The sequence below is a fragment of the Sphingomonas citri genome (assembly GCF_019429485.1).
Lineage (GTDB): Bacteria > Pseudomonadota > Alphaproteobacteria > Sphingomonadales > Sphingomonadaceae > Sphingomonas > Sphingomonas citri.
On sequence record NZ_JAHXZN010000006.1, the window covers coordinates 41,835 to 54,454 of the forward strand.

General features: G+C 69.9%; 15 protein-coding genes. 14 read left to right on the forward strand and 1 reads right to left on the reverse strand.

Annotated features, from left to right (window positions below; genetic code table 11):
• Window position 1 precedes the first annotated feature (1 nt).
• The 11 genes from KZ820_RS15585 (at window position 2) to KZ820_RS15635 (ending at window position 8,621) form a co-directional block, all read left to right on the forward strand.
• Window positions 2–724: a flagellar hook assembly protein FlgD gene (locus KZ820_RS15585; protein WP_219749525.1), complete on the forward strand. Its 723-nt coding sequence runs from the start codon at window positions 2–4 to the stop codon at window positions 722–724.
• A gap of 42 nt (window positions 725–766) precedes the next feature.
• Entirely contained in the window at window positions 767–2,047 is a 1,281-nt protein-coding gene (locus KZ820_RS15590; RefSeq protein WP_219749526.1) for a flagellar hook protein FlgE, read from the forward strand.
• A gap of 32 nt (window positions 2,048–2,079) precedes the next feature.
• Window positions 2,080–2,832 carry a flagellar basal body rod protein FlgF gene (locus tag KZ820_RS15595; protein ID WP_183921822.1) on the forward strand — a complete coding sequence of 251 codons (753 nt, stop codon included), beginning with the start codon at window positions 2,080–2,082 and terminating at the stop codon, window positions 2,830–2,832.
• A gap of 14 nt (window positions 2,833–2,846) precedes the next feature.
• Entirely contained in the window at window positions 2,847–3,638 is a 792-nt protein-coding gene (flgG, locus tag KZ820_RS15600; protein ID WP_219749527.1) for a flagellar basal-body rod protein FlgG, read from the forward strand.
• 8 nt (window positions 3,639–3,646) lie between these two features.
• Complete coding sequence (locus tag KZ820_RS15605; RefSeq protein WP_219749528.1) at window positions 3,647–4,375, forward strand: flagellar basal body L-ring protein FlgH; 729 nt, start codon at window positions 3,647–3,649, stop codon at window positions 4,373–4,375.
• Window positions 4,375–5,475 carry a flagellar basal body P-ring protein FlgI gene (locus tag KZ820_RS15610; RefSeq protein ID WP_219749529.1) on the forward strand — a complete coding sequence of 367 codons (1,101 nt, stop codon included), beginning with the start codon at window positions 4,375–4,377 and terminating at the stop codon, window positions 5,473–5,475. The genes KZ820_RS15605 and KZ820_RS15610 overlap by 1 nt, the downstream gene beginning before the upstream one ends.
• Window positions 5,475–5,831: a rod-binding protein gene (locus KZ820_RS15615; protein ID WP_219749530.1), complete on the forward strand. Its 357-nt coding sequence runs from the start codon at window positions 5,475–5,477 to the stop codon at window positions 5,829–5,831. The genes KZ820_RS15610 and KZ820_RS15615 overlap by 1 nt, the downstream gene beginning before the upstream one ends.
• Complete coding sequence (gene flgK / locus KZ820_RS15620; RefSeq protein ID WP_219749531.1) at window positions 5,828–7,165, forward strand: flagellar hook-associated protein FlgK; 1,338 nt, start codon at window positions 5,828–5,830, stop codon at window positions 7,163–7,165. The genes KZ820_RS15615 and flgK overlap by 4 nt, the downstream gene beginning before the upstream one ends.
• Window positions 7,166–7,171: 6 nt before the next feature.
• Window positions 7,172–8,071, forward strand: coding sequence for a flagellin N-terminal helical domain-containing protein (locus KZ820_RS15625; RefSeq protein ID WP_219749532.1), 900 nt, complete (start codon window positions 7,172–7,174; stop codon window positions 8,069–8,071).
• A gap of 128 nt (window positions 8,072–8,199) precedes the next feature.
• Complete coding sequence (locus KZ820_RS15630; protein WP_219749533.1) at window positions 8,200–8,412, forward strand: hypothetical protein; 213 nt, start codon at window positions 8,200–8,202, stop codon at window positions 8,410–8,412.
• Complete coding sequence (locus KZ820_RS15635) at window positions 8,409–8,621, forward strand: hypothetical protein (RefSeq protein WP_183945026.1); 213 nt, start codon at window positions 8,409–8,411, stop codon at window positions 8,619–8,621. The genes KZ820_RS15630 and KZ820_RS15635 overlap by 4 nt, the downstream gene beginning before the upstream one ends.
• A gap of 173 nt (window positions 8,622–8,794) precedes the next feature.
• On the opposite strand, the gene KZ820_RS15640 is transcribed toward KZ820_RS15635, so the two are convergent.
• A complete protein-coding gene (locus KZ820_RS15640) occupies window positions 8,795–9,940 on the reverse strand; it encodes a CaiB/BaiF CoA transferase family protein (RefSeq protein WP_219749534.1) in 1,146 nt (381 codons plus the stop codon).
• Between the two features lie 112 nt (window positions 9,941–10,052).
• Here KZ820_RS15640 and KZ820_RS15645 point away from each other — a divergent pair, with 112 nt between their 5' ends.
• The 3 genes from KZ820_RS15645 (at window position 10,053) to fghA (ending at window position 12,554) form a co-directional block, all read left to right on the forward strand.
• Window positions 10,053–11,159, forward strand: coding sequence for an S-(hydroxymethyl)glutathione dehydrogenase/class III alcohol dehydrogenase (locus KZ820_RS15645; protein WP_219749535.1), 1,107 nt, complete (start codon window positions 10,053–10,055; stop codon window positions 11,157–11,159).
• Window positions 11,160–11,325: 166 nt separating this feature from the next.
• Complete coding sequence (locus KZ820_RS15650) at window positions 11,326–11,709, forward strand: VOC family protein (protein WP_219749536.1); 384 nt, start codon at window positions 11,326–11,328, stop codon at window positions 11,707–11,709.
• Window positions 11,710–11,723: 14 nt separating this feature from the next.
• Entirely contained in the window at window positions 11,724–12,554 is an 831-nt protein-coding gene (gene fghA, locus KZ820_RS15655) for an S-formylglutathione hydrolase (protein WP_219749537.1), read from the forward strand.
• Window positions 12,555–12,620 lie beyond the last annotated feature (66 nt).

Consider the following 12,620-nt stretch of genomic DNA (forward strand, 5'->3'; position numbering starts at 1 on the left):
CATGACCAGCATCACCGCCAACACCTCCGCCACCGACAAGGCCACGCAGGACGCGATCTTCGCCTCGGCCGGCGTGGCGCGCTCGAACACCACCACCGCCGCGGGCGTCAGCGCCACCACCGGCAAGTCGACGCTGGGGCAGAAGGACTTCATCGCGCTGATGACCGCGCAGCTGGCCTATCAGGACCCGTTCAACCCGGTCGACAACACGCAGATGGTCGCGCAGATGGCGCAATTCTCGTCGGTCGCGGGCATCAGCGAGATGAACCAGACGCTGTCGGGCATCAGCGGGCGGCTCAACTCCACCACCGCCACCGACGCGATGGGCTATGTCGGCCGCACCGTGCTGACCGCGGGCAAGACCGCCTACGAGCGCACCTCGGGCGGGATCGCCGGCGCGGTCGAGCTGGCCGGCGACGCGACCGACGTCGACGTCTCGATCGCCGACAAGGACGGCCGCGTCGTCAAGAACATCCAGCTCGGCGCCCAGGCGGCGGGCGAGGCCAGCTACAGCTGGGACGGCACCGACGACGCCGGCAACAAGATCGAGAACGGCCCCTATACCGTCACCGTCGAGGCGGCGAAGGGCTCGACCTTGGTCGACGCCACCTCGCTCGTCTGGGCACCCGTGGAATCCGCCAGCCTGCCCGCCGGCGGTGCGCCCGTCCTCAACGTCACCGGGCTCGGCACGGTCGATCCGTCCGCGGTCCGCAAGGTCGCCTAACCTCTTCTTCCTCTCCTTCCCCATCCCCCAGGAGCACACACCATGTCCTTCTTCACCTCGCTCTCCGGTCTCCAGGCCATGCAGACCGACATGTCGGTCATCAGCCACAACCTCGCCAACGTCTCCACCAACGGCTTCAAGAAGAGCCGCACCGCGTTCGCCGACGTGATCTCGTCGAACGTGTCGACCGACCCGCGCAAGATGGTCGGCTCGGGCGTGTCGGTGAAGGGCACCGTGCAGCAGTTCAGCGACGGCTCGTCGAACCAGACCAAGAGCGCGCTCGACATGCAGATCCTGGGCGAGGGCTTCTTCGTGGTGAAGTCGACCGGCCTGTCGGACCAGGTCAACTACACCCGCACCGGCGCCTTCACCGTGGACGAGAGCCGCAACGTGATCGACGCGCAGGGCAGCTACCTGATGGTCTACCCGGTCGACAACGACGGCAACGTCACGGCGACCGGCGACAAGTCGCTGACCAACCTGCAGATCCAGCCGACCAGCGGCACGCCGAAGATGACCAACAACGTCGCCACCAAGGTGCAGATCCCGTCGACCGCCACGGTGAAGGATCCGGCCGAGTTCAAGCGCACCGACACGACGACGTACAACAACTCGGTCGCCACGCGCATCTACGACGCCAACGGTAACCCGATGACGATGACGAGCTATTACGTCCGCACCGCGGAGGGGCAGCCCAACGCGACGCCGCCGAACACCGGCACGTGGCAGGTCTTCACCTATGTCGGCGACCAGATGCTGACGCCGCAGGGCCAGACCTCGGCCGGGCCGATCACCCAGGTGTACGACACCAAGGGCGCGCTGACGGGCGCGCAGACGATCCAGTTCGAGGACTTCATCCCCGCCTCCGGCGCCGCCGCGCAGGGCATCTCGCTCGACCTCACCGGCTCGACCCAGACCGCGGCCGCGGCGGCGGTGAGCGCGCGCACGCAGGACGGCGTCGCGGTCGGCCAGCTGGTCGGCATCACCGTCGACGACGCGGGCATCATCAAGGCGAGCTACTCGAACTCGGACATCGTGCCGCTCGGGAAGGTGGCGATCGCCAAGTTCTCGGCGCCGACCGGGCTGCGCCAGGCCGGCAGCAACTATTGGCAGGCCACTGGTATCTCGGGGAAGGCGACGCTCGGCTTCGCCGCGGCGGAGGGCTTCGGCAGCCTGAAGTCGGGCCAGCTGGAGGGCTCCAACGTCGATATCACCGAAGAGCTTGTTAACCTTATTGCGGCACAGCGCAACTTCCAGGCGAACGCGAAGGCCCTGGATACGGCGACTCAGGTCTCGCAGTCGATCCTCAACATCCGCGCGTAAGCGCGGGGGCGGGGTTCTAGGAGAGGATGTAAGTGGACAAGCTGGTCTACACCGCGGCGACCGGACTGCGCGCGCACATGCAGGCGCAGGCCGCGATCGCCAACAACATGGCGAACGCGTCGACCACCGGCTTCCGCGCCGACCGCGTCTCGTTCGACCGCATCATCCTCTCCGACGGCACGTCGCAGCTGTCGGCGCGCGCGCCCACCTCGGAGGAGGTGCGCGACGCCGACCGCGCGCCGGGCGCGATGCAGCAGACCGGCCGCCCGCTCGACGTCGCGCTGGGCGACCGCGACACCTGGCTCACCGTCCAGGGCGCCGACGGCAGCGAGGCGTACAGCCGCCGCGGCGACTTCACCGTCTCCGAATCGGGCACGCTCCAGACCGGCGACGGCTTCCTGGTGATGGGATCGAGCGGCCCGATCACGCTGCCGCCCTATGAGTCGGTGTCGATCGGCTCGGACGGCTCGGTCTCGATCGTACCGCAAGGTGACAAGAGCGGCCAGCCGCAGGTGATCGACCGGCTCAAGCTGGTCTCCTCCGCCGGGTCGGACACGGTGAAGGGGCTCGACAACCTGCTCCACGTGCGCGGTGGCGGGACGTTGCCCGAGAATCTCGACGGGAAGGTCACCGCGGGCGCGCTCGAGGGATCGAACGTCAACATGACCGAGGCGCTGGTCGACATGATCGAGAACCAGCGCAGCTACGAACTCCAGGCCAACCTGCTCAAGGAGGCCAAATCCATGGACGAGTCGAGCGCATCGGTGATGCGCCTGCCGGGCTGAGGAAGGATTAGACCATGACCACGTCCGCCATGCACATCGCGCGTACCGGGCTCGACGCCCAGGACACGCGCATGCGAGTCATCTCGAACAACCTCGCCAACGTCAGCACGACCGGCTTCAAGCGCGACCGCGCCTCGTTCGAGACCCTGTCCTACCAGGTCGTCACCGCCGCGGGCGCGCAGTCGACCGCGGAGAGCAAATACGCCACCGGGCTCAACCTCGGCACCGGCGTGCGCGTGCAGGGCACGTCGCGCACCGAGACGCAGGGCTCGATGAACCAGACCGGCAACAGCCTCGACCTCGCGCTCGACGGCGACGGCTATTTCCAGGTGCAGATGCCCGGCGGCCAGCTCGGCTACACGCGCGCGGGCAATTTCTCGCGCTCGCCCGAGGGATTGCTGATCACCAGCCAGGGCTATCAGGTGATGCCGGGCATCACCGTGCCCGCCAACGCGACGCAGATCACGATCGGGCTCGACGGCACCGTCTCCGCCACCGTGCCGGGGCAGGACCAGGCGCAGAATCTCGGCCAGATCCAGGTCGCCAGCTTCCCCAACCCGGCCGGGCTGACCTCCGCCGGCGACAATTTCCTCACCGAGAGCGCCGCCAGCGGTGCCGCCAACCTCGGCGTGCCGGGCGAGGACGGCCGCGGTCGCGTCCGCCAGGGCACGCTGGAGGCGAGCAACGTCAACGTCGTGGAAGAGCTGGTCGACATGATCGAGACCCAGCGCGCCTATGAGGTCAACTCGAAGATGATCTCGGCCACCGATGACATGCTGAAATACGTTAACCAAAATCTGTCATAGACTCGGCGATGACCTCGACCACGTCTCTCCGCCGCCGCGCGCGGGTCGCGCTGCACCTCGCTCTGGGGGCGATCGCCGCCGCGGCGCTGGTGCCTGCTCCGGCGCACGCCGGGTTGCTCGGCAAGGTGCTCAAGAAGAAGCCGGCGGAGGATTTCTCCGCGGTTCACGCGCCCGCCCAGCCGCCCGCGCCGCCGGCCGCCAACGGCTCGATCTTCCAGGTCGCCGACGGCTATGCCGCGCTCTACGAGGGCTGGCGCGCGCGCCGGGTCGGCGACCCGCTGACGATCGTGCTGGTGGAGCGCACCGCCGCCTCCAAGTCGGCCTCGTCCAAGCTCGCCTCCGACGGCAGCTTCTCGCTCACCCCGCCGTCGACCGGCCCGCTCGGCGGGATCGTCAGCGGCACCGACGTGGGCTCGAGCGGCAAGCGCGGCTTCAACGGCAGCGGCACCGCCGACCAGGCCAACTCGCTCTCGGGCGAGGTCTCGGTCACCGTCGCCGAGGTCTATCCCAACGGCACGATGCTGGTGCGCGGGCAGAAGCGCGTGACGCTCAACCGCGGCGACGAGTTCGTCCAGATCAAGGGCATCGTCCGCACCGCCGACGTCGACCGCGACAATCGCGTGCCCTCCACCCGCGTCGCCGACGCGCAGATCGCCTATACCGGCAAGGGCGACGTCGCGCGCTCCAGCCGGCAGGGCTGGCTGTCCCGCTTCTTCCAGGTCGTGAGCCCGTTCTGATGATCCGCCAGCTGCTCCTCGCGCTCGCCGCGCTCACGGCCGCTTTCGCCGGCCCCGCCCACGCCGACCGGATCAAGGATCTCGGCGGCTTCCAGGGCATTCGCGCCAACCAGCTGACCGGCTACGGCGTGGTGGTCGGCCTGCCCGGCACGGGCGACGACAATCTCGAATATACCGTCCAGTCGGTGAAGGCGGTGGCGTCGCGCTTCGGGCTCCAGCTGCCCGCGGGCGTCAATCCGGGGCTCAAGAACGCCGCGGTGGTGATGATCACCGCCGAGCTGCCCGCCTTCGCCAAGCCGGGCCAGCGGATCGACATCACCGTCGCCTCGATGGGCAAGGCCAAGTCGTTGCGCGGCGGCAGCCTGGTGCTGACCCCGCTGCTCGGCGCCGACGGGCAGGTCTACGCCATGGCGCAGGGCAATCTCGCGGTCGGCGGGCTCGGCGCCGAGGGCGCGGACGGCTCCAAGATCGTCGTCAACATCCCCTCGACCGGCCGCATCCCAGAGGGCGCGACGGTGGAGCGCGCGGTCGCGACCGGTTTCGCCGACACGCCCTTCGTCACCTACAATCTCCAGCGCGCCGACTTCACCACCGCGCAGAACGTCGCCGCCTCGATCAACCGCAAGTTCGGTGCCGGCACCGCGCAGGCGATCGACGCCGTGTCGGTCGCGGTGCGCGCGCCGACCGGCGCGGACGTGCGCGCCACGCTGATGAGCGAGATCGAGAACCTCGACGTCGCCTCGGCCGAGCCGCCCGCCAAGGTGATCGTCAACGCGCGCACCGGCACGGTGGTGATCAACTCGGCGGTGCGCGTCGGCGCCGCGGCGGTGACGCACGGCAAGCTCACCGTCCGCATCGACGAGAACCAGCGCATCAGCCAGCCCGCGCCGCTCAGCCAGGGCCAGACCGCGCTCGAGAACCGCTCCAACGTGCAGGTGTCGGAGGAGAAGAAGCCGATGTTCCTGCTCAACCCCGGCCCCAAGCTGGCCGACGTGGTGAAGGCGGTGAACGCGATCGGCGCGAGCCCGGCCGACCTGGTGGCGATCCTCGAGGCGCTCAAGGAGGCCGGTGCGCTCAAGGCCGAGCTGGTGGTGCTCTGATGGGCGACTCACCCGTCAACGGAGTCCCTGCGAGTGTTGGGGGCGTCGCGATCACCGGCAAGACCGGGCTCGACACCGGGCTCGGCCGCACCGCCACCAAGGCCAACCTCGACAAGGCCGCGCAGCAGTTCGAATCGGTCTTCACCGGCATGATGCTGAAGTCGATGCGCCAGGCCAAGCTGGCCGATCCCCTCTTTGACAGCAAGGCGCTCACCACCTTCCGCGACATGTCGGATCAGAAGGTGGTGCAGGAGATGGCGGCGCACAAACCGATCGGTATCGGCGCCGCGATGAGCAAGTTCCTGGCGCAATCTCAACCGGATCTTAACGGGAATCATGGCACGCCGGTGGAATGAGTGATCTGCTCTCCATCGGCGCTTCGGGCGTCCGCGCGTACCAGACCGCGCTGACGACGACGTCGGAGAACATCGCGAACGCCGGCAACGCGTCCTACGTGCGGCGCAGCGCGACGATCCGCGAGGTGCAGACCAGCAACGGCTGGAACTCGTCGCTCAACGGCATGGGCGCGGTGGTCGACGGGATCGCGCGCAACAGCAGCCCCTATCTCGAGGCATCGGTGCGCAGCGCCAGCTCGGACGCGAAGAAGACCGAGGCGAGCACCGTCTGGCTCGAGCGGATCGAGGGCGCGATGACCGGCGGCGCGCTCTCTACCAATCTCACCGGCTTCTTCGCGGCGAGCACCGCGCTCCAGGCCGAGCCGACCTCGAGCGCGCTGCGTGCCGGCATGCTGGGCAGCGCCGCGACGCTGGCCGATTCGTTCAAGGTCACCGCCAAGGCGCTCGACGACGGCATGGCCGAGCTCGACACCAAGGCGCAGCAGACGGTCGGCGAGCTCAACCGGCTGAGCCAGGCGCTGCTCAAGGTCAACCAGGGCATCGTCAAGTCGCAGCCGGGCTCGGCCGCGGCGGCGGGGCTGGCCGACCAGCGCGACGACCTGCTCCAGCAGATGAGCGCGCTGACCGAGGTCAACGTCCAGGTCGACGATTTCGGCCGCGCCACCGTGCGCGCCGGCGCCAGCAACGGCCCCGTTCTGGTCGATCCGAAGGAAGCGAGCGAGATGAGCTACGCGCGCACCGGCGGCAACGCGGTGCTCAACGTGCTCAAGCCGAGCGGCGTCGCGGTCCAGGCCAATCCCGAGGGCGGCGCGCTGGCGGGCATGATCGAGGGCGCGCAGCGGATCGCCGCCACGCGCGATCAGCTCGGCGCGATCGCCACCGATCTCACCACCAGTGTCAACGACTTGCAGAAGCAGGGACAGGATCTCACCGGCGCGCAGGGCAAGCCCTTCTTCGCCAACACCAGCGACCCGGCCGACTTCTCGGTGGCGCTGACCGACGGCAGCCAGATCGCCGCGGCCAAGACCGGCGGGGGCGTGCGCGACTCGTCCAACCTCGCCGCGCTCGCCGCGCTGCGCACCGGCAACCAGTTCGAGAGCAAGGTCCAGGCGCTCACCACCGACAATGCCGCGACGCTCAAGCAGCGCCGGCTGGTGGGCGACGCGCAGACCGCGATCTACGACGGCGCGGTGACGGCGCGGTCCGAGGCCTCGGGGGTCAACCTCGACTCGGAGGCGGTCGACCTCGTCCGCTTCCAGCAGGCCTATCAGGCGTCCAGCCGCGTGATCCAGGTCGCGCGCGAGACCTTCCAGTCGATCCTCGAGATCAGGTAAGCCGCCATGCAGATCTCCAGCAACCTCCTCTACGATCGCTCCGCCGCCCGGATGGGCGCGCTGATGACGACCGCGACCAAGCTGCAGACCCAGATCGCGACCGGCAAGAAGATCAGCTCGCCGTCCGAGAATGTCGCGGTGGCGCAGCAGCTCGCCGAGTTCGACCGCAAGGACGCCGACGCCGCCGCGTTCAAGACCAACCTCGATCTCGCCGGCTCGCTGCTCAAACAGGCCGACGGCACGATGGACTCGATCACCGAGCAGATGCAGCGCGCCACCGAGCTGGTGAACAACGCCGCGACCGACACGCTCGGCGCGTCCGACCGCAAGGTGATCGGCGACCAGCTCCAGTCGGTGATCGCGACATTGGTGTCGCTCGGCAACACCAACGACCTGCGCGGCCAGCCCTTGTTCGGCAGCGCGGCGGGCACGCCCGCCGTGATCGACAACAAGGACGGCACCTTCACCTACAATACCGCGCCCAGCCTGTCGGAGGTGCCGATCGGCGAGAACGGCCTGTCGATCCAGCCGACCGAGACCGCCGCGCGGATCTTCACGTCGAGCAAGGGCGACACGCTGGCGATGCTGTCGGCGCTCGCCACCGCGTTGCAGGCCGGCGAGCCGACCGGCGAGAAGGCGCGCGCCGCGATCGACTCGCTCAAGACCGCGAGCGACCAGGTCTCGACCGTGCAGGCGTCGGTCGGCGCGCGCGGGGCGCGGGTCGACCTCCAGCAGAACCTGCTGACCAACGCCGGCGTCGACCGCGCCGAGCTGCGCTCGACGCTGGAGGACACCGACGTCACCCAGGCGTACACCGAGTTGTCCAAGACGATGACGATCCTGTCGGCGACGCAGGCGAGCTTCTCCAAGCTGTCGCAGCTGTCGCTGTTCACTTACCTGCGCTGACGTAACGGCCAACTCGTCGATCCTTCTGCGGATCGGCTGTCCCATGCCGTGCCGCCACACGTGCGAGCACCGAGGAACCGCCGTCGTCGCGCAGCATTGATGCAGCGCAACGACGAGGGTCTATCCACATGGGTGCCACCACCATCGGCGCGCTGATCGGCGGCGCGATCGACGCCATGTCCGGCGACGACAGCGCGGCGGACGGGGCGCTCTACGGCGCGATCACCGCCAACGTCCTCAAGATCGTCCTGCCCGTCGCGTTCACCTACGCGGTCGGCTGGGGCGTGCTGAAGGGTCTGGAGACGCTCGGCGACACCATCTCTGAAAGGGTGAAGGCATGATCAGGACCATCATCGGCGCGCTGCTCGGGCGCGAGCTGGATCGGCGCGACGGGCGCGGCGGCGTCGGCGGCGCGGTCGTCGGCGCGCTGGCGACGCGTGCGGTCACCCGCATGGGGCCGCTCGGCATGGCACTGGGCGGCGCCTATGTGGCGAAGAAGGCCTATGACCGCCACCGCGCCGGCCGCGCGGGCGTGCCGCCGCGGGGGTGAGCGAAAGGGTCGCGGCTGTGTGAAAGGCGGCGACCTCTCGCCACTGAGGGATCCTGAACGCGTTTCAGGATCCACCCTCCCGCGAGGGCCGCCACGACTGAGTTCGCGGCAGCTTGGATCCTGAAACAACCTCAGGATGACGCCACGTTCAAGCGGCGGCCCGCCCTGACACTTCACCCCCACTCGGCCCCGTCATGTTCGCCCAGCCGCGGGCTCGCGCGCTCGGCGACCGCCCGCGCGCCGTCGTAGACGATCGGCGTCGCCAGCCCGGGCAACCCCTCCACCAGCAGCCGCATGCCGCGCGCGACCACCTGCGGATCGGCGAACACCTCGTCGATGCGGTTGACCGGCCCGACCGGCACCCCCGCCGCCTCCAGCGCGGCGAGCAATGCGGCGCTCGTCCAGGTCAGCGTGCGCTCGATCAGCACCGGCAGCAGCGCCGCGCGGTTCGCCACGCGCCCCGGGTTGGTGGCGAAGCGCGCGTCCTCCGCCAGCGCGGGGACCGCGAGCACCGCGCACAGCCGCGCGAACTGGCGGTCGTTGCCCACCGCCACGATCAGGTCGCCATCGCTGGTGGGGAAGCTCTGGTACGGCGCGAGATTGGCATGGCCGTTGCCCATCCGCCGCGGCACCGCGCCGCCGACCAGCCAGTTGAGCGCCTGGTTGGCGAGCACCCCCACCTGGGTGTCGAGCAGCGCCATGTCGATGTGCGTGCCCGCGCCGGTGCGCTCGCGCGCGTGCAGCGCGGCGAGGATCGCGACGGTGGCGTAGACGCCGGTGAACAGGTCGGCGGTGGCGACGCCGGTCTTCTGCGGCGGGCCATCGGGCTCGCCGGTGATCGACATCATCCCGCCCATGCCCTGGACGATGAAGTCATAGCCGGCGCGCGCCGCATAGGGTCCGGTCTGGCCGAAGCCGGTGATCGAGCAGACGATCAGCCGCGGGTGGCGCGCGCGCAGCGTCGCCGCGTCGAGCCCGTATTTGACCAGGCCGCCGAGCTTGTAATTCTCGATCACCACGTCGGCCCCGGCGGCGAGCGCGGCGACGCGTGCCTGGCCCGCGGGCGTGGCGATGTCGACCGCGACCGAGCGCTTGCCGCGGTTGCAGGCGTGGTAATAGGCCGCCGACAGGTCGCTACCGTCGGCGCCGCGGACGAAGGGCGGCCCCCAGTGGCGCGTGTCGTCGCCCTCGCCGGGACGCTCGACCTTGATCACGTCGGCGCCGAGATCGGCGAGCAGCTGCCCCGCCCAGGGGCCGGCGAGGATGCGCGCCAGCTCGAGCACGCGCAGGCCGGCGAGGGGGCGGGGAGTGTCGGTCATGGCAGCGGTGTAGCGAGCCACGGCGCCGCGAAGAAGGCCGTGCGCGGTTGAAGCCGCCGCGCCCGCGGCATAGAGACGCAGCCGATCCTGACACACAGAGAGAGGCCGCCCCATGAAGACCCGCGCCGCCGTCGCGTTCGAGGCCAAGCGGCCGCTCGAGATCGTCGAGCTCGACCTGGAGGGCCCCAAGGCTGGCGAGGTGCTGGTCGAGATCATGGCCACCGGCATCTGCCACACCGATGCCTACACGCTCGACGGGCTCGACAGCGAGGGGCTGTTCCCCAGCGTGCTCGGCCACGAGGGCTGCGGCGTGGTGCGCGAGGTGGGCGCGGGCGTCACCAGCGTGGTGCCGGGCGACCATGTCATCCCGCTCTACACGCCCGAGTGCCGCCAGTGTAAGTCGTGCCTCAGCCAGAAGACCAACCTGTGCACCGCGATCCGCGCGACCCAGGGCAAGGGGCTGATGCCCGACGGCACCACGCGCTTCAGCTACAAGGGTCAGCCGATCTACCATTACATGGGCTGCTCGACCTTCTCCAACTTCACCGTGCTGCCCGAGATCGCGGTGGCCAGGATCCGCGCCGACGCGCCGTTCGACACCAGCTGCTACATCGGCTGCGGCGTCACCACCGGCGTGGGCGCGGTGGTCAACACCGCCAAGGTCGAGCCGGGCGCGACCGTGATCGTGTTCGGGCTCGGCGGGATCGGGCTCAACGTGATCCAGGGCGCGAAGCTGGCGGGCGCGCACCGCATCATCGGCGTCGACATCAACCCCGACCGCGAGGACTGGGGCCGCCGCTTCGGCATGACCGACTTCGTCAACCCGAAGGACGTGGGCGAGATCGTGCCGCACCTGATCGCCATGACCGACGGCGGCGGCGACTATACGTTCGACTGCACCGGCAACACCGTCGTGATGCGCCAGGCGCTGGAGAGCGCGCATCGCGGCTGGGGCGAGTCGATCGTGATCGGCGTCGCCGAGGCGGGCAAGGAGATCGCGACTCGCCCGTTCCAGCTCGTCACCGGGCGGGTGTGGAAGGGCACCGCGTTCGGCGGCGCGCGCGGGCGTACCGACGTGCCCAAGATCGTCGACTGGTACATGGACGGCATGATCCAGATCGACCCGATGATCACGCACCGGCTAAGCCTCGACGAGATCAACAAGGGCTTCGACCTGATGCACGCCGGCGAGAGCATCCGCAGCGTGGTGGTGTATTGAGGTAGACAGATCCTCCCCGGCACGGGGAGGGGGACCGCGACGCGAAGCGGCGTGGTGGAGGGGGTTTTCCGCGAGCGGCGCGCTGCGAGGCAATTCCGCTCCACCACCAGCCTTCCGCTGGCGGTCCCCTTTCCCGCCAAGCGGGGAGGAGTTCAGGAGAGAGACCATGTTCAGCCACGTCATGCTCGGCGCCGACGATATCGCCGCCGCCCAGACCTTCTACGACGCCACCCTCGGCGCGCTCGGCGCCGCGCCTGGCGTGATCGACGAGTGGGGGCGGCTGGTCTACGCCCACGACGGCGGCCGCTTCCTGATCACGCGCCCGATCGACGGCCAGCCCGCCAGCCACGCCAATGGCGGGACGCTCGGCTTCCGCGCGACCTCGCCCGAGCAGGTCGAGGCGTGGCACGCCGCGGGCGTGGCAAGCGGCGGTACCGCGATCGAGGCGCCGCCGGGCGTGCGCCACGTCACCGGCGGGCGCGAGCTGTACCTCGCCTATCTGCGCGACCCCGCGGGCAACAAGGTCTGCGCGACCCACCGCGTCGCCTGAGCGGAGGAGGAAGCATGGAGACCGTCTCGACCGCGCGCGCGCACGGCGGCACGCAGGGCGTGTACCGCCACCGCAGCGCCGCGACCGGCACCGACATGACCTTCTCGGTCTACGTCCCCGACCACGCGCCGGGCGCGACGCTGCCGGTGGTGTGGTACCTCTCGGGGCTGACCTGCACCCACGCCAACGTCACCGACAAGGGCGAGTATCGCGCCGCCTGCGCGCGCCACGGCCTGATCTTCGTCGCGCCCGACACCAGCCCGCGCGGCGACGAGGTGCCCGACGAGGACCGCTGGGACTTCGCCAAGGGCGCGGGCTTCTACGTCGACGCCACGATGCCGCCCTGGTCGACGCATTACCGCATGTGGTCCTATGTCACCGAGGAACTGCCCGCGCTGGTCGCGGCCGAATTCCCGGTCGACGCGGCGCGCCAGTCGATCATGGGCCATTCGATGGGCGGGCACGGCGCGCTCACCGCGGCGCTCCGTCACCCCGGCCGCTACCGCGCGGTCTCGGCCTTCGCGCCGATCGTGGCGCCGACGCAGGTGCCCTGGGGCGAGGCGCTCGACCGCTACCTCGGCGACGACGTTGCGGCGCAGCGCCGCCACGACGCGGTCGCGCTGATCGAGGACGGCGCGCGCGTGACCGAGCTGCTGGTCGACCAGGGCGAGGCCGACGGCTTCCTCGCCGAGCAGCTCCGCCCCGAGCTGCTCGCGCAGGCCTGCGCGGCGGCGGGCATCCCGCTCGAGCTGCGGATGCGCGCAGGCTACGATCATTCGTACCTGTTCGTCTCGACCTTCATGGGCGAGCAGCTCGACTGGCACGCGGCGCGGCTGAAACGCTGAACGGGTATCGACGGAAGGCCGGCCGGCTCCCTCCCCTTCAGGGGAGGGTCGGGGTGGGGCGTGTCC